Here is a 16,629-nt window from a genome sequence, read left to right as displayed (position 1 = left end):
GGCGTACGGCACGACGGTATGTGTTCGCTGCCGACCAGGAGACCAGCAGGCAACCCGGCACACAAGTCGGGGCCGCACCGGGCAGAGGTCGAGCTGACGGGCGCGCGGCGCCGGATCGGACCGCCGTCCTGATCCGGCGCCGCCCGGCCGTGGCGTGGTGTCAGGCCGCGTGGCGGTGGTGGTTGAGAGTTGCGCGGGCGTGGCGCTGATCAGGACCGGCCGGCAGGCGGCGTGGCCTGTTACGCGACGTGCCCCGTGTGGATGATCGAGATGCGGCCCAGGTTGCATTCCCCCGCGCCGCCACCGGCCGCACGGTGGGTTTGCGCCCGCAGCGCGACGCTGGCCAAGGTGATCAACAGGTCCGCGTCCCTGTCGCCCCCCAGCACCACGGTCACCCACCCCGAACCCGGAAGCAGGCGCAGCGCGGTGGAGTGCCCCAGTTCCTCGTGCAGGCGCTCGATCGCCGGTCGGCCCAGGTCGGCCTGTCGCTCGGAATGGAAGTGGACGATCTCCGCCCCGTCGGCCAGCACAGCCGTCCCCGTACCGCACCGGGCCGGGGCCGCGGACAGGCCCGGCCACGTCATCAGGTCTTCCATAGCGCGACGCGCAGATGCCATGCCCACATGATCGACCGTTTGCCCCCGGTGCCGCTACCCCGCCCTCGTAACATCCTGTGGTCCCGGCTGTTCGTGGACGCGCGCGGCGAGGACCGCGATGTCGTCGTCGGGCGTAGTGGGTGCGACCGTGGTCAGAACATGGTCCAGCAGGTCCTCCAGGGACTCGCCCGGGCGCGGGCGGCGCAGGCGGGTGAGTCGGGCAAGGGAGGCGTCGATGTCCTCGGTGCGCCGCTCGACCAGACCGTCGGTGTAGAGCAGCAGCATCTGCTCGGGGTCCAGTGAGTGGACCACCGCCTGGTACTCGCCCAGACCCGTTCCCAGCGGTGGCCCGGTGGGAACGGCCAGCAGTTCCGCCGGCCCGTCCGGGCGGAGCAGAGTGGGCGGCGGGTGCCCGGCGCTGGCGAAGGTGCACCGATGACGTGCCGGTTCCACCAGGGCGAGCAGACAGGTGGCGGGGCGGGTGGCGTCGCTCTGCGAGGTCAAGTGGTCCAGTTGCCGCAGGATACGGTGCGGCGGCAGGTCGGTGGCCGCTACGTAGCGCAGCAGCATGCGGTAGGCATTCATGTCGACGGCCGTCTCCACCCCGTGGCCCATGACGTCGCCGATGACCAGCAGGGTGCGGCCGAAGGACAGGCGGATGGTCTCGAACCAGTCGCCGCCCACCATCGCGGACGTACCGCAGGGCAGATACCGGGAGGCCAGCTCCAGATTCGCGTGCGGGCTGCCCGGGTCGGCCAGCAGCGCCCCCTGCAACTCCATCGTCAGGTCCTGCGCCACGGCGTAGCGCCGAGCGTTGTCCATGCTCCGGGCCGCCCGGTCCGCGACCGCTTGCACAGTGGCGGCGTCGTCGTCGAAGGCGGCACTGGGTGGGGATCTGAGCAGCGACAGGACACCGATGAGCCGGCCGCCGGCCCGCAGCGGGACGACGAGCACCGACGCGGCACCGACGCCGCCCCCGAGCTCGCAGGACCAGTCCTCGCCGGCGCCGGCTCCCTGTCCGCCGGTCCTGTCGTGGCTCAGGAAGGCCTGGCCGCTCTCCAGGCACTGCGCGGTCGGGCACCTGGGCAGATGACGCACCCACTCCTCGGCCGGCGCAAGGGTCTCCATGCCGTGACGCAGTCCCGGAACCGCCTCCAGGGCGGTGCGCCGCACCCGCAGCGGGCCGGCCCCGACGGTCAGCCCGGCCGGAAGCGCCTCTGGGGGCAGGATCTCGACACTCGCCAGGTCCGCGAAGCGCGGGACCGCGAACCGCGCCAGTTCCGCGCAGGTGACGTCCAGGTCCAGGCTGGTCCCGATCTGCTCCGTGGCCTCGTCCAGCAGCGCCAGCCGCGCCCGGTCGGCCAGCAGTGCACGCAGGGCATCGGCGTTGTCGAAGGCCGACGCAAGCACCGTCTCACCTTCGCCCGGGCCGGTGCCCGCTGCTGTGGAACGCACCCTCGCCTCCCTGGTCCGGCCCCCGTCCCGGAAGAGCAATCATCGGTTCCCCGGACGCCGTGCGCACCCAGGCACCCTGTGAGGTAGCCGACACCCGGCAACCCTATGCCGTCACACACGCAACACAGCCCCCAGGGGACCCACGATCGGCGGGTCGAGGTCCGGCGCGCACCACTGCGAAAGCCGCCCGCCGTGCCTACGCTGGTGCAGGTCTCCAGCGATGGCTTCGCCGAGTCGGATCGCTCACCGTCCGAAGTACCGGGAAGCCCGTGAAAGAAATCCGTGCGGCGGTGTCGGATCGGGGCGGAGCTGTTCGTAGTAAGGGTGAGCGGTCGCCCGGGAGGGGCGTCGCCGAAGCGCAGGAGATGGTGCGAGATGCAGTATCTGGTTTCCGTGATCACCGACACGACCGACAACCTCGCCACCCCGGACGAGGACGCTGCGATCGACGTGTTCAACGAGCGCCTCCAGGCCGACGGTCACTGGGTCTTCGCCGGCGGCCTCGGCGGGCCCGACACGGCCACGGTGATCGACAACCGCGGAGCGGAGGCGTTGTTCACCGACGGGCCCTTCGTCGAGTCGAAGGAGTTCCTGATCGGCTTCTGGATCATCGAAGCGCCCGACCTCGACGTGGCGCTCAAGCTGGCGGCCGAGGGGTCGAAGGCCTGCAACCGGAAGACCGAGGTGCGGCCGTTCCTGTGAGCGTGACCGACGTCCGGGAGGCGATCAGCCGGGCCCACCACGAGGAGTGGGCCCGGGTGGTCGCCGCCCTGACCGGACGATTCGGCGACCTCGACATCGCCGAGGAGGCGGCGGCCGAGGCGTTCGCGACCGCCGTCGAGCGGTGGCCGGCCGACGGCGTGCCGCCCAACCCCGGCGCCTGGCTGACCACCACCGCCCGCCGCAAGGCCATCGACCGGGTCCGGCGCGAGAACAAGCGCGTCGACAAGCAGAAGGAGGCTCAGCTGATGTACGACGACCCGCCCGAGCCTCCCGGCCTCATCGACGACGAGCGGCTACGGCTGATCTTCACCTGCTGTCACCCGGCGCTTGCGATGGAGACTCGGGTGGCGCTGACACTGCGCATGGTCGGCGGTCTGACCGCGACCGAGATCGCCCGTGCCTTCCTGGTGCAGGAGACCGCCATGGGCCAGCGGATCACCCGTGCGAAGGCCAAGATCAAGGCGGCTCGCATCCCCTACCGGGTGCCGTCCGCGGCGGACCTCCCGGCACGCGTGTCCGGCGTACTGGCCGTTCTCTACCTCGTCTTCAACGAGGGCTACCTGGCGACCGGCCCCGACACCGACCCCGTACGTCACGACCTGACCGCCGAGGCGATCCGGCTCACCCGCCTGATCCGTGCCCTCATGCCGCAGGACGGTGAGGTGGCCGGGCTGCTGGCGCTGATGCTTCTGATCGAGGCCCGCCGTACCGCCCGGGTCTCGGGAAGCGGCGAACTCATCGCCCTCGATGAGCAGGACCGTGGGGCCTGGGACGCGGCGCTGATCACCGAGGGCCACCGGCTGGTACGCGAGCGCCTGGCGACCGGTGCGGCTCCGGGCCGCTACCAGATCCTCGCGGCGATCAACGCCGTGCACACCTCCGCCCGCGGCGTACGCGACACCGACTGGTCGCAGGTCGTCGCCCTCTACGACCAGCTCGTCCGCCTCGACCCCTCGCCGATCGTCGCCCTCAACCGGGCCATCGCGGTCGCCGAGCTCGACGGCCCGCAGGTGGCGCTGGCGGCCGTCGACCGTCTCGAGGACAAGCTGGCGGGCTATCACGCCTACCACGCGACGCGCGCCGACCTGCTGCGCCGGCTGGGCTACGGTCAGCAGTCACGCGCGGCCTACGACAAGGCCATCGATCTGGCGGGCAACACCGCCGAGATCACCTATCTGACGCGCCGCCGCGACCAGCTGGGGTAGCGACGCTTCCGGCGTGACCGTCGGGTGACGAGCCAGTGGGCCACGTCGCTCCTGCCCGGGCTGTACGACTTCCACGGCTGGAGCAGCAGCAGCACGTCACCGCCTGTCGGAAGTCGCGGTCAGGCGGGCTGCCACAGCTCGACCCGGTTGCCCTCAGGATCGGTGACCCAGCCGAATCGGCCGACACCCGCCATGTCCTGCGTCTCCGGAGCCACGTCCGCTCCCTTGGCGCGCAACTGAGCGAGCATCGCATCGAGGTCGCCGACCCGGAAGTTGAGCATGCTCTGCTGGGCGCGGGACCCGAAGTAGTCGGTCTCGGACTCGAAGGTCGCGAACACCGTCGGCCCGGCTCCCGGACGCCACAGGCCGTTCTCATCTGCGTCCAGGCCCAGGCAGTCGCGATACCAGGCGCCCAGAGCCGCCGGATCCGCTGCCCGCAGGAAATATCCACCGATTCCCAGCACACGTTCCATGCCGCCATCCTGCCAGGACGGCGATCGCGCGTGGTGGCACCTTGCCGGGTTGCTCGCAACAACGCGGATCCCCGGCTTGCACGGCGGGAGCGCGCGAGTTCGTGAGCGAACACCGCACTCACGGCAGCACTCTGATCAGGCTTCACCCGATCGCAGTAGCTCCGATGCTTCTGTCGCCGAGAGGGAGTGGCCCCATCGCCGAGCGTCCGAAGTTCGCGGAACTGCTGCGCCGGCACCGGCGCGCGGCCGCCGTACGCACTGGCTGATCTCGGCCGGTGTCTGGGTCGCTGGGCCGCCGCGGCGAAAACGTCTCCCGTCCGGCCACGGTGGCCGCCGTCATCACCCAGGCAGCCGAGGGCCTCAACGGCTGGTCCTGACGGCCGCGGGCGCTCGCCCCATCCGTCCACCGTCTCGACCTCGGCGCGGGTGACAGCGACATCGACAGCCCCGGTGGCGGCGAGTGGATGACCGATGACCTCCTGGACTGGCTGGCCTCCGGGGCCGGCTCACCATCTGCCTGAGCGCCATGATGCGGTCCCTTTCTCGGCGAACCCGGTCGGGTGGGATCTGGTTCGGGGTACGTGCGACCCAGGCGGCGGCTGTGCGTCCTGCGGAGACTGCGTCAGCCGCGCCGTGGCCACCGGTGGGTGGTCCCTCGAGCGCGTGTGCTCAGGCCCAGTGCCACTCCACCTGCGTCGGCGCCGGCCGGTCGTCGCTCATCGTCTCTCCCGTCCTCACGAGGCGGCCTGGCCCGGCGGGTTGACCGCGGGGATCCAGCCGACCAGGCGCCCACCGGTGTAGATGAAGCCGGCGCCGATGCCGAACGCGCCGTTCACGCCGCCCCAGACGAACCACAGCGACGAGATGCCCCCGAGGCCGGCCGCCTTGGTGATGGCCGACAGGTCGAGGGGCCCCTTGATACCGCCGAGGATGCTCGCGAAGTCCTTTCCGAACTTCGCCGGATCGCTCAGCAGGGTGCCCCACATCTTGCCGGCGCCCTGGAGCCCGGCCCAGTTCGATGCCCAGAACCCGATCTCGGGGGTGGTGGCGCCGAATTTGCCCAGCAGCCAGTTGGTGGCCGGATTGTTGAACCACTTCGACGTGTTCTGCCAGTCGGCGGCCACGTTCGGCGGCGGTGCCCCGGCCGGTTGGGAGCCCGGGGCAGGGCGACCCGGCACGTTTCCCGGCCTGTTGTTCGGCCCGAACGGCCGGGAGAAGTTCGGGACACCTCCGCCGGGACGCGGGTTGCCCGCCCCGAACGGCCTGGAGAAGTTCGGAATGGAGCCGGCGGGCGGCCGCAACGGCACCAGTTGGATGCCGCCGGCTCCGCCCGGCCGGTTCGCGAGGGCGGCGGCCTTGGCGATACTGGAAATCCCCTTGCCCACCACCGCGACGATGGCGCCCAGACCGGCCAGGCCGAGCCCGACCGCCCCGAGCACGACGTCCAGGACGCTGCCCTTGCCGTCGACGTACAGCACGATGTTGGCGATCAGCGTGACGGCACCGGCGACCACCCCGGCGATGACGATGACGTTCACACCGGGGATGAGGATCGCGAGGACGCCCAGGATCATGCCGATGATGGCGAAGATCTGGCTGATCTTGGCCATGACGGCATCGAGCTTGTCCTTGTAGGAGTCGGTCAGCCCATCGGTGTACCTTCTGGCGCTGACCGCGTCGCCGAAGCGCTTGCCGGCCACGTTGAGAGCGTCCACGGCGTTGTTGAGCCGCGTCTTCGCCGCTGCCATCTTCGAGGCCGCCTCGGAGTTGGCCTTCTCCTTGTCGGTGCCCTTCTGCTGTTCCTCGGGGGTGATGGTGCCGTCCGGACTCTTCGTCGGATCCGGTAGGCCCTTCGCCTTGGTCTGGGAGCCCTGGGCCTCGTCGGCGTCCTGAAGCGCGCCGGCGGTCTCGCTGAGCCCCCGGTCCAGATCCGGCTCATACTTGCCGATCTCGTTGGCGACATCGTGGTAGCGCACCGCGGCCTTGCCGAGGCTGTCCTTGAGGGTGCCGGCCTCGGACTTCAGCCCCTCGACGTACTGGCCGGCGAGGCTGTCACTGTCGCTGTCCACGATCTGCCCGAGCTTGGCGGTCGCGTCATCGATGGTCGTGGCGATGTGGCTGTAACGCTTCTGCGCCGCGCTCACCACGTCGGGGTCGGCGTAGGCGGGGTCCGAGTCCAGGTCCAGCGACGACCAGTCGAGATTTCTGATTGCCATGCGGTTCTCCTTGAGCGACTCGTCAACCGTTCTGGAACGTGTCCATCAGCTGTTGTTCCCCCTGCGACCACGCATCGTCGATCTTGGTCACCTTGTCGCGGAGGGATTTCATGTCCTTGACCATCGCGTCGCGGTGGACGGTCCAGTTGTCCGCGAAGTCGCCCATCGACAGATTGGCGTTGTGCTGACCCCAGAGCCCCTTGTCGTCGTTCTGGAAGTCCAACGCCCCCTCGAACTGGCTGATCAGTTCGTTGAGATCGCTGACCAGGTCCTTCAGGTCCTTCACCACCAGGTCTGCCATCACTGCTCCCGCGTGTCGTGGGTGGGTCCGCCGGGCCGGGCCGGCGCTGCCGAAGGGATCTGGGTGGTCAGCAGGCTGCCGCTGCCCAGGTGGACCAGTGCCGCGCCCGGCACGACCCTGGCGGCGATCTGAGAACGCGTCAGCCGGACGCCGACCAGGTCGCCGTCGCCCATGCCGGGAGGGGACAGCAGCGCGCCGCGCCGGTTCTTCTTGACCTCCGCCTGCCAGCCGGAGAAGCCCGCCGCTACCGAGGCGACGTTCCCGCCGAGGATCACGCCCCGGTTGCTCCCCGAAGCCTTGCGGACGAACGCCTTCAGCCAGTCCCGGCAGCGCAGGTCGCGCCATGCCTCGGCATCGTCGACCAGGAGCACCACCGGACCGTCACCGGGGTCCAGCAGTTCGGAGAACTCCCGCTCCGCCGGCTCCTCGCCGGTGATGACACCCCGCACCCCGGGCCGGCCCTCGAAGCCGCGCAGCGGGGAGTTCATGGGGGCACCGATGACGATCTCGGTGCCACCGCGCAGCAGCGACTCCGCCATGACGGCGAGTGCCGTGCTGCGCCCGGACCGGGACGGTCCGGCGACCAGGAAGGTCGGCTGATCACCCAGCAGGTCGGCCCCGACCGGCTCGAGGTCGTCGCCGCCGACCCCCACCAGTGCCCACATGGGGGCCGGGGTCCCGACCGCCTCCCACGCCTGCTCGAACGTGAGGTCCGTGGGCAGCACCGCGATCCGGTTCGGCCGCGCCGACTTCTCGACCCCCGCTTCCCGCTCGACGAGCCGGGCGGCCAGCGCATGCACCGCGGCCACCTGCGCCGGACCCGCCGGGTCGGCCGCCACCAGCGCGACCTGGGTCTCGATCGCGCTGCCCGCGCGGTAACCACGGCCCGGTGGCAGGTTCTCCGGGATCTTCCGCGGGTTCAGCCCGGCCAGGCTGGCGTCGCTGCGGTCCGACAGCCGCAGCACCAGCTTGTCCTCGCACAGCGAACTCATCCGGCCGGTCAGCAACATGCGGTCACCGGCGATGACCACGTGCACCCCGGCGCTGGCGCCCTCGCGGTGCAGGGTCTGGATCAGTTCGGTCAGCGCCCCGGCGTCGTACTCGTTGAGGGTTCCCATGAACCCTTCCCAGCGGTCGAGCAACAGCACGATATGGGGCAACCGCTCGGACTCCTGGGCGGCCGCCCGCTGCTCCGACACATCGGCGAAGCCTCCCTCACCGAGCAGTCGCTGACGGTTCCGCACCTCGGCGTCCAGGCGTTGCAGCAGCCGGACGGCCCGGTCGGTCTCCGAGCGCTGCACCACCGCGCCACAGTGCGGCAGCTTGGTGAGCGGAAGCAGGGCTCCGTTGCCGCAGTCGAGCCCGTACAGGTGCAGGTCGGCGACGCTGGACGCACTGGCCGCCGCGGCCGCGAAGGTCCGCAGCGCCGCGGAGCGCCCGGAGCGCGGGCCTCCGATGATGTGCAGGTGCCCGAAGGTGGCCAGGTCCACCGTCACGGGTTCCTGGCGCTGCTGCGTCGGCAGGTCCTGTACCGCCCAGGAGAAGGACGGATCCTCCCGGGTACCGCGGACCGGATCCGCCGCCAGCTCGACCACCGGCGACAGCGGCAGCGGCGGCGGCAGCCACGGCCGGCGCTGCGGGGCGATGCCCACCATGTCGTTGGCCTGTCTGATCGCTGTCACCAGGACTGACAGGTCGGTCAGTTCGTTGGTCTCGGCCGTGCTGTGCGGGCGCTGCGGCGCGGGCAGGCCGAGGTCCAGCCACGAGACCGGCTGCAGGAACGGGACGGCCACGACCGCTGTCCGGTCGGCCGGCGGGCGGCGGCCCCCACCCGGCCGGTCTGGAACGGGATCAGCGAGCTGTGCCCGAGCCGGGCGTAGCCCCGCCCCGGAGTCGACGCCGGGATGCTCGCGGCTTCCCGGGCATCGATGACATCGGTGCTCTCTCCGGAATCGGTCACCCGCAGCGCGACCCGCAGGTTGGTGTTGGCGCGGATTTCCGCCGACACCACACCGGACGGGCGTTGGGTCGCCAGGATCAGATGGATGCCCAGCGAACGGCCGCGCTGGGCGACGTTGACCAGGCCGGTGACGAAGTCGGGCAGCTCGCGCGCCATGGAGGCGAACTCGTCGATGACGATGAGCAGGCGTGGTATGGGAGCCAGTTCGGGCCGTCGGCTGGCGTAGTCGAGGTAGTCCTCCAGGTCTTTCGCGCCCGCGGCCGCGAGCCGGTGCTCGCGATGGGTCAACTCGGCGCTCAGCGAGGCCAGGGCCCGCTCGACGAGATGCGTGTCCAGGTCCGTCACCAGGCCGACGGTGTGGGGCAGTTGGACGCAGTCCTTGAACGCGGCACCGCCCTTGTAGTCGACCAGGACGAAGGTCATGGCGTCCGGGCGGTTGGCCACGGCCAGCGACGCCACCAGGGTCTGCAGGAACTCCGACTTGCCCGAACCGGTCGTGCCCGCCACCAGGCCGTGCGGGCCGTGGTTGACCAGGTCGAGCGCGAACGGGCCGCTGAGCGAATAGCCGACCACAGCCTTGGTGGTACGGCCCGAGGCACGCCAGCGGGCAGCGATCGAGGCACCGGTCGGCTCCTCCAGTCCGAGGACCTCCAGCAGGCGCGCGGCGGCCGGCAGCGCGGCCTCGCCCTGGTTGTCGCTGACATCGCGCAGGGGCGCCAGCCGGCACCCGGTCGCCGCGTACCAGCTGTCCGCCACCTCGTCCGCGAGGATGTCGTCGATCTGTGCCGCGCGCTGCTGCCGTAGGGTGGCCGGCCGCGCGGCGCCCCCGACCAGGACGGTCGCGCACTCCTCAGGCAGGGTGCGTTCGTCGGCGTCCACACAGATGCTGTAGACGCCGACCGCGGGTCCTTCCTGCAGGATCGTCACCATTCCGGGCAACGCCCGCAGTCGTCGGGCACCGTCCAGCACCACGACGACGTCCGGGTCGGCGAGCACCGCCCCGAAGCCGGCGTTGAGACGCGCCTGCTGACGTGCGTTGATGAGCTCGGTCAGCTCGGCGACCCGGCGGCCGAGCGTCTCGGCGTCGGCACCCAGCAGAGCCAGCGCCTGCTGCCCCAGCATCGGCCGGGTGTGCGGCAGCCAAGCCGCCCACTCCCATAGCGACTCCCCCGCCGGGTCGGTCAGGATGTACAGCTGCACGTCGCGAGGACTCTGCAGCACGGCCAGTTGACCGACCAGCCAGCGCGCGGTACGACGCGGCCAGTCGCCGAGCCCCGCGACACCGACGACACCCGTCTGCGCGATGGAGAAGGCCGCGGGGACGTCCCGCACCGCCCGGACTTCCCGTTGGCGGTGCGTGCCGTCGCCCCCCTCGACAGAGATCTTGGTGGGCAGGTCGGCGATGCCGACCCGGACCAGCAGGTGGTCAGGATCGGTGCGGCGGCGTTCCCAGAGCCGGGCCCGCGGACCGGTCGCGATGACGAGCAACTCGGCCGGGTCCGGGCTGGCGGCGCGGTAGTCCAAGCGTTCCTGCTCCAGCGCCGCCGTGATCTCGGCTTCGGTGGCCTCGAGCTGGGCCTGGTGTTCGGCCAGCTGACGCCGGTTGCTGATCCGGCCCTGACGCCGCCCGGTGAACCAGTTCCCGAGGACCATGACCGGCGACATCGCCGCCATCATCAGGAACAACGGGTTGTCCATCATCACCGCGAACGCGCCGCCGAAGACGGCGGGCAGCGCTGCCGCCAGCCAGGGCAGTGCGCTCGGTGCCGACGGCTTGGGCCGGTTCGGGAGGCGGAACGCGGTGCGCTGCTCGAAGGGAAGCAGCCGAGGGGGACGGTTGTAGTCCAGGTACTCACCCTCTGGCGAGGGTTCGACGACGGCATCCGGGCTCAGCAGCGGATACGCCTCCAGGATGGTTTTCCCGACCAGGAGTTGGGACGTCTCCCGCCAGGCGACCTCGTGGTCGGGCAGCGGGGTGCGGTCGAGCAGGGCGGAGGACGTGCCCGCGCGCACGTGCACCGAGGCGTCGAGGGACACCCGGACGACGGCGACCACCGCCGGCTGGTCACTGCCCATGATGATGCGGCAACCGGCACCGGATCCGATGCGGTGCTCGCCCGCGTCGAGGTACCAGACCCGCCCGGCGTCGGCGCCCGCCACGGCCCTGACCGTGGCCAGACCGGTGTCCGGGCCCGCGACGGGGCCGGGCGTGCCGAGCCACAGGACGGTGCCGTCGTGGATCCCGCTGTCCGCCAGGGGCGTGGAGAGGTCGAGCGGCTGATCGGCGAGATAGACCGCCGTCACACCCGGATCGCCGGACGGCGGGGTCTGCGACGCATCAAGGCTGTCCAGCAGGTTCTTGACGACGTCGCGGAGGACGGTGGTGGGATCGGCATCCACGACCACGTCGGCCGACCAGTCCGGTAGCCGGGCAATGGTGATCATCATGGGCATGGTTCCCCACCCTCATCAGTCCGGGCGCCCGAGCCGAGGGAGCGGCCGGCGCGGGGCGCACGTACGGCGCCGGCCGCTCTGGGCCGGCTACTTCTGGTTGAGGGAACCGGAGAGCTGGGTGTCCATGTCACGCAGCGCGTCCACGGCCTTGTCGAGCCACACCGACAGCTGGTCCAGGGTCTCCATGGCCTGATTGGCCGAGGTGACGAACTCGGTGTGCACTTCGTCGAACTTTCCCGATGCCTGCTCGGTGACGAAGCCGCTGGCCGTCAGGCCGTCGACGATGCTCTTGCACTGCGTGAGTTTGTCGTCGATATCGGCCTTGTTGGTGCGCATCGTGTTCGCGGTGTCCGACATCTCCTGGTAGGTGACGTTCAGATTCGCCATGGTGTGTCCCTTCTGGTGTCGCCGAGCGTCTCGGTACGCACCGACTCGTTCGGCACGGACGCTGCCGATGCTAGGAACGGACCCAGTGGCGGTCCAGAACACCGGCTGGAGGCTTGGGCCCAAGGGCCCAAGCCCTCCCCCTGCCCGGCGTTGACACTTCCCTGGCGGGAAGGCCAACGTTCGGGGCACGACGAAAACCCCGTGCGCTCCGCTCGTGGTGGGGCAGCTCCTGACGACGCGGCCAGCCGCGCCTGGCGGGGTGCGCGCCCGACACGACCAGCCGCCCACAACCGAGGGGCCACAGGTGACACTGCCGAGCCGATCCGCTGATCGCGTTCCTCGCCGCGGCGACTGGCGTGCCCGGCTGCGCAGGTCGCGAAGGACCGAGGCACGATCGGGGCCGGCCCGGGGCGCCGATCACGGCCTGTGGACCGTGGACCGGGTCGTACGCGTCCTGGCCACCGCCTGCGACCGCGAGAACCGCGGTGTTCCCGTGGCCCATGTGGTCGTCGTCGGACCCGACACCGTCTGGCTTCGCCTCAAGACCCCCGACGAGCGTCCCCCCGTCGGGTGGACCGCCGATCACGGCGGCCGGACCTGGCATGCGCGGCTGCGCATGCTGCAGAGCGCGAGTGTGGCGGAGTCACTGCCGGACCCGTACCCGAAGCTGGTCTCGCTCGGCGACACCGCCTCGGGCTTCGCGCTGCTGAACCTCAGTCAGGTCGGCGGCATCATCAGCCTGGAGGGCGACGCCCGGCAGGCAAGGGCCCTGGCCGAGGCGTGGACCCGCGAGCTCACCACGAGCCCGTGGTCACAGGGTGTGCAGGTGGTCCGGATCGGGTTCAGACCAGGGGCCGCGGAGCGGTTCGGATCGGCCGAGTCACCGACCCAGGCCCTGACCGACGGCGATGCCGCGCTGGACGACGTGAGCGGCGGGGTGGCACTGCTGGTCGGTCTGCCCGGCGGCCGTGACCGCCAACGCGAACGCATCACCAAGCTGGCGGACGATCCGGACGGACGCTGGTCGGTGGTCGTCGTCGGCCGGGTCGACCAGCCGCGGTGGCGCTTCACCATCGACGCGAACGGTGTCGTGGACACCGGCCTCCTGGACGAGCCCGTGGCACGCCGGCTGCATCCGTCATCGGACGCGCCCGCCCATGAGGAGGCGGGTGCCGATCCTGCCGGCCACCCCGTCGGCGGGGCCGCACCCGAGAACCGCCGGAGAGGAGGGCCGTTCACCCGCCGCTGGGTGATCGTGGCGACCGCGGTCGGCGCCTGCCTGATGGGCACTGCCCTCGTTCTCACGCTGAAGGACTCCTCATCGTCCTCCGCACCCGGGGCCAAGGCCCCCGGCACCCAGGGGGCTCCCCAGGACGCCGCCACTTCGAAGCCGACGGCGAGCACTCCCCCCGCGAGCGGGGGAACCACCAACGGGGGCAATGCCGGAACGGCGACCGCGCTGGTGAACCCCGGCACCGGCAAGTGCCTCAGCGGATCGAAGGCCTCGGACGGCACACCGCTGATCCTGGCGGCGTGCGACGGCAGCGCGAACCAGAAGTGGGACCCCTCGAACGGCACGGTCCGGACGAAAGGCCTCTGCATGGACGCCGCCTGGGGTGCCACCGCCCCCGGCACGGTGGTGCAGCTCGCGAACTGCAGCGGCAATCCGGCGCAGCGGTTCTCCGTCCGCGCCGGCAACAGCACCGTCTACTCCGAGCAGGCCAAACTGTGCGTGGGCACGGTGAACGGCGGCACGGCGATCCAGCTGCTTCCCTGCGGCCACAACAAGGCTGAGGCGGTCTTCAAACGAGGCTGAACGCCGAACTGGCGCAGGTGGTAGCCGGCGGCGAGCCCTGGCTGGGCCGCCGCCGATCACTGCACCCGCGCGGCGTGGGTCATTCGGCTCCCGCTGCGGCGGTGGCTGCCGCAGCAGCGGTGCCGGTCCGGCCGAAGACGAGCGCGACCAGGGCCAGGCCCACAACGGCGCCGGCGAGTTGGGCGCCGATGAAGCCGGGCACCGAGCTCGGGGCGATCCCGGCGAAGGTGTCGGTGAAAGCCCGGCCGATCGTCACCGCCGGATTGGCGAACGACGTCGACGAGGTGAACCAGTAGGCGGCACCGATGTACGAGGCGACGGCGACCGGTGCGAAGCGCAGTCGGCCGGTGCGGGCCAGGCCGAAGATCAGCAGGACGAGTCCGGCGGTGGCGACGACCTCGCCCAGCAGCAGGTGTCCGGTCGAGCGGTCGTGCGTGGACCACTTCACGAGCGGTTCGCCGAACATCGCGTCCGCCAGGACCGCGCCGCCGATCGCCCCGACCACTTGCGCGGGGAGGTACACGGCAACCTCGCGGCCGGTCACGCCTGCGCCGCCGCGCCGTGCGTTCCACCACTCGGCGAGGGTGACGGCGGGGTTGAAGTGGGCACCGGAGACCGGGCCGAGCAGCAGGACCAGGATGCCGAGGCCGAAGACCGTGGCAGTGGAGTTGGCCAGCAGTTGCAGGCCCACATCCTTGCTGAGCCGGGTTGCCTGGATGCCGGAGCCGACGACCACAGCCACGAGGGCGGCGGTGCCGACCAGTTCCGCTGCCGCCCGGTGGGCCAGCGGGACGCGGGGCGGGGTGGCGCCCGGGGCAGGCTGGGGGCCGGTCTCAGGTATGGGCGGCGATTCCGCCGTGGTCGCGGCGCCGGCCTCGGTGGCACTCAACGGGACTCCTCAATGCAGGTACGGAGATCAGGGGCAGGAACGCTTGAGGTTGCCCTCGGCGGTGGCGCGAGCGGTGGCGGCGAGCTCGGTGAAGGACCCGGCCAGGGCTTCCATGACGTCCGGCCGCAGCTTGTAGTACGTGAATCGGCCGCAGGGTTCGGTATCGACCACGCCTGCCTCGCGCAGCACCCTGAGGTGGTTCGAGAGGTTGGTCTGTCTGGCCCCGGTCTCCTCCACCAGGTGCGTGGTGCACAAGGTCTCCCGGGCGAGAAGGGTCACGATCTGCAGCCTGAGCGGGTCGGCGAGAACCCGCATCAGGTCAGTGTCGACTGACGTCATCATCTGCTGATACTTTCACATCAGTGAGCGCTGATGCCAGCTCCCGCCCACGACGCTCGCCGACAGAAGGAACGAGAACACCGTGTCCGACAAGCCATCCGTCCTCTTCGTCTGCGTCCACAACGCCGGCCGCTCCCAGATGGCGGCCGCATGGCTCACCCACCTGGCCGGAGACCGCGTCGAGGTCCGCTCCGCCGGCTCCGCCCCCGGCGCCCAGGTGAATCCGGCGGCAGTGGAGGCGATGCGCGAGGTCGGCATCGACATCTCGGCGGAGATCCCCAAGGTACTGACGGTCGAGTCCGTCCAGGCGTCCGACGTCTGCATCACGATGGGCTGCGGCGACGTCTGCCCGGTCTTCCCCGGCAAGCGGTACCTGGACTGGAAGCTGGAGGACCCGGCCGGCCAGGGCGTCGAGGCCGTCCGCCCGATCCGCGATGAGATCAAGGCCCTCATCGAGAACCTGATCGCCGAGATCGCCCCGGAGCCCGCCGCATGAGCGCGGTCGGCCGGTTGGGTCCGCCGGTACGCGCTGTCGGAGCCGTTCGCTAAGGTCTGCGGCCATGACTGAGTTCACTGCGGAAACATGGCCGGAACCTCCCCTCGCCGGTACCGAGGCGGCAGCCGTCCTCGGCGCCCTCGAACGCCAGCGGGCCACGCTCGCCTGGAAGTGCTCCGGCCTGGACAGCGCCGGTCTGCAAGCCACGGTTGGCGCATCCACCGTCACTCTGGGCGGGCTGCTCAAACATCTGGCGCACGTGGAAGACAGCCACTTCGCCCGGCTGTGGCTCGGCTCCGCCGCCGGCGCCCCCTGGGACACCGTCGACTGGGACAGCGTCCCCGACTGGGACTACCGCTCGGCCGCCGAGGACACTCCCGAGCAACTGCGCACTCTCTGGCAGGAATCGGTCGCCCGCTCCCGTGCCACCGTTGACCAAGCACTCAGCGAGGGCGGACTGGATCAGCTCGGCGCCTATGTCACCCGCAGCGGCGAACACCCCAACCTCCGCCGCATCCTGCTGGACCTCATCGAGGAGTACGCCCGCCACGTCGGTCACGCCGACCTCATCCGCGAATCCGTCGACGGCCTGACGGGCGAGGATCCGCCGAGGTGATCAGGCCGCGTGCGCGGGCGTCCGCTTCCTGGGCGGTGTTCCGGCGGTCGTAACGCCCTCGGGACGGGGTCCGGAACCCGTCGCCGGGAGCGTGGGCGGTCAGTACGGTCGTGACCGGTGGGACGCGACGGGGACGGAGATCCTGATGGGTGCGGCGGACGGATCGCGGGATGTACGTGCGTGGCTGCGGGGTCTGGAGGTGTTCGCCGGCCCCCTCGCCACGTTCGACCCGGCATCGGCTCCGGCCGAGCCGGTCGCGCTCTTCCTGGAGTGGCTGACGGAGGCGATCGAGGCCCGGCTGCCCGGGCCTGACTCCCGCGGGACCCTGTTACGAAGTCGGCTTCGCGTAATCTCCGTAGCCGGTCCAGTCCAGCGCCACGCAGGGTTCGTCGCCGACCACCCAGGCGTCGTGTCCTGGTGCGATCTGGATGAAGTCGCCCGGACCCGCCTCGGCGCTCTCGCCGTCGTCCATGACGACCTTGATCCGGCCGCTCACCACGTACCCGGTATGGGCCGACTGGCAGCTGTCGGTGCCGGCCATCGGCTTGATGTGCTCGGACCAGCGCCAGCCAGGCTCAAAGACCGCCCGACCGACCGGTCCACCATCGGTTTCGAGCAGGTCCAGCCTGCCCTTGCCGTCCTCGAACGGTCTTGTCTCGTCAGCGGAGTCGAAACTCCGGAACACCAGTCCGGTCATGATCAA

The 16,629-nt window shown here is 70.9% G+C and carries 16 protein-coding genes; 5 read left to right on the top strand and 11 right to left on the bottom strand.

The features are described from left to right. Positions 1 to 239 precede the first annotated feature (239 nt). Both C6N31_RS16765 and C6N31_RS16760 read right to left on the bottom strand, forming a co-directional pair. On the bottom strand, positions 240 to 617 hold the full coding sequence (locus C6N31_RS16765; RefSeq protein ID WP_198357754.1) for a luciferase domain-containing protein: 378 nt from the start codon (positions 615 to 617) through the stop codon (positions 240 to 242). Between the two features lie 33 nt (positions 618 to 650). Next, entirely contained in the window at positions 651 to 2,051 is a 1,401-nt protein-coding gene (locus tag C6N31_RS16760; RefSeq protein ID WP_198357753.1) for a PP2C family protein-serine/threonine phosphatase, read from the bottom strand. Positions 2,052 to 2,426: 375 nt separating this feature from the next. Here C6N31_RS16760 and C6N31_RS16755 point away from each other — a divergent pair, with 375 nt between their 5' ends. Both C6N31_RS16755 and C6N31_RS16750 read left to right on the top strand, forming a co-directional pair. Next, the gene (locus C6N31_RS16755) at positions 2,427 to 2,753 is read left to right on the top strand and encodes a YciI family protein (RefSeq protein ID WP_138352403.1); all 327 of its coding nucleotides are present in this window, start codon (positions 2,427 to 2,429) and stop codon (positions 2,751 to 2,753) included. Next, positions 2,750 to 3,979: an RNA polymerase sigma factor gene (locus C6N31_RS16750; protein WP_198357752.1), complete on the top strand. Its 1,230-nt coding sequence runs from the start codon at positions 2,750 to 2,752 to the stop codon at positions 3,977 to 3,979. Before C6N31_RS16755 ends, C6N31_RS16750 begins: the two co-directional genes overlap by 4 nt. Before the next feature lie 119 nt (positions 3,980 to 4,098). Here C6N31_RS16750 and C6N31_RS16745 read toward each other — a convergent pair whose 3' ends face one another. From C6N31_RS16745 to C6N31_RS16725, 6 genes are all read right to left on the bottom strand, one after another. After that, entirely contained in the window at positions 4,099 to 4,452 is a 354-nt protein-coding gene (locus C6N31_RS16745; RefSeq protein WP_138352402.1) for a VOC family protein, read from the bottom strand. Positions 4,453 to 5,186: 734 nt separating this feature from the next. Then, on the bottom strand, positions 5,187 to 6,668 hold the full coding sequence (locus tag C6N31_RS16740) for a DUF308 domain-containing protein (protein WP_198357751.1): 1,482 nt from the start codon (positions 6,666 to 6,668) through the stop codon (positions 5,187 to 5,189). A 22-nt stretch (positions 6,669 to 6,690) separates the two neighbouring features. Beyond that, complete coding sequence (locus C6N31_RS16735) at positions 6,691 to 6,969, bottom strand: hypothetical protein (RefSeq protein WP_138352400.1); 279 nt, start codon at positions 6,967 to 6,969, stop codon at positions 6,691 to 6,693. Then, positions 6,969 to 8,762 (bottom strand): FtsK/SpoIIIE domain-containing protein, encoded by a 1,794-nt coding sequence (locus C6N31_RS45565; RefSeq protein WP_307811425.1) that lies wholly within the window; start codon positions 8,760 to 8,762, stop codon positions 6,969 to 6,971. Before C6N31_RS45565 ends, C6N31_RS16735 begins: the two co-directional genes overlap by 1 nt. Next, the gene (locus tag C6N31_RS45560; protein ID WP_306664980.1) at positions 8,669 to 11,383 is read right to left on the bottom strand and encodes an FtsK/SpoIIIE domain-containing protein; all 2,715 of its coding nucleotides are present in this window, start codon (positions 11,381 to 11,383) and stop codon (positions 8,669 to 8,671) included. The genes C6N31_RS45565 and C6N31_RS45560 overlap by 94 nt, the downstream gene beginning before the upstream one ends. An 87-nt stretch (positions 11,384 to 11,470) precedes the next feature. Further along, positions 11,471 to 11,770 (bottom strand): WXG100 family type VII secretion target, encoded by a 300-nt coding sequence (locus tag C6N31_RS16725; protein ID WP_138352399.1) that lies wholly within the window; start codon positions 11,768 to 11,770, stop codon positions 11,471 to 11,473. Between the two features lie 433 nt (positions 11,771 to 12,203). Between C6N31_RS16725 and C6N31_RS43880 the strand changes: the two genes are divergently transcribed. Further along, positions 12,204 to 13,586: a ricin-type beta-trefoil lectin domain protein gene (locus C6N31_RS43880; RefSeq protein WP_244808950.1), complete on the top strand. Its 1,383-nt coding sequence runs from the start codon at positions 12,204 to 12,206 to the stop codon at positions 13,584 to 13,586. Positions 13,587 to 13,665: 79 nt separating this feature from the next. On the opposite strand, the gene C6N31_RS16715 is transcribed toward C6N31_RS43880, so the two are convergent. After that, on the bottom strand, positions 13,666 to 14,475 hold the full coding sequence (locus C6N31_RS16715) for an aquaporin (RefSeq protein ID WP_138352398.1): 810 nt from the start codon (positions 14,473 to 14,475) through the stop codon (positions 13,666 to 13,668). 27 nt (positions 14,476 to 14,502) lie between these two features. Continuing rightward, positions 14,503 to 14,817: an ArsR/SmtB family transcription factor gene (locus tag C6N31_RS16710; RefSeq protein ID WP_138352397.1), complete on the bottom strand. Its 315-nt coding sequence runs from the start codon at positions 14,815 to 14,817 to the stop codon at positions 14,503 to 14,505. Positions 14,818 to 14,896: 79 nt separating this feature from the next. Between C6N31_RS16710 and C6N31_RS16705 the strand changes: the two genes are divergently transcribed. Together C6N31_RS16705 and C6N31_RS16700 are read left to right on the top strand one after the other, a co-directional pair. Further along, on the top strand, positions 14,897 to 15,310 hold the full coding sequence (locus C6N31_RS16705; protein ID WP_138352396.1) for an arsenate reductase ArsC: 414 nt from the start codon (positions 14,897 to 14,899) through the stop codon (positions 15,308 to 15,310). Between the two features lie 64 nt (positions 15,311 to 15,374). Next, on the top strand, positions 15,375 to 15,926 hold the full coding sequence (locus C6N31_RS16700) for a DinB family protein (protein ID WP_138352395.1): 552 nt from the start codon (positions 15,375 to 15,377) through the stop codon (positions 15,924 to 15,926). A 328-nt stretch (positions 15,927 to 16,254) separates the two neighbouring features. Here C6N31_RS16700 and C6N31_RS16695 read toward each other — a convergent pair whose 3' ends face one another. Continuing rightward, positions 16,255 to 16,623 (bottom strand): cupin domain-containing protein, encoded by a 369-nt coding sequence (locus C6N31_RS16695; RefSeq protein WP_138352394.1) that lies wholly within the window; start codon positions 16,621 to 16,623, stop codon positions 16,255 to 16,257. Positions 16,624 to 16,629 lie beyond the last annotated feature (6 nt).

This window comes from Streptomyces fildesensis (assembly GCF_016107395.1).
Lineage (GTDB): Bacteria > Actinomycetota > Actinomycetes > Streptomycetales > Streptomycetaceae > Actinacidiphila > Actinacidiphila fildesensis.
Note: the sequence above shows the minus strand (reverse complement) of the source record. Positions and strands in the feature narration are given on the sequence as shown.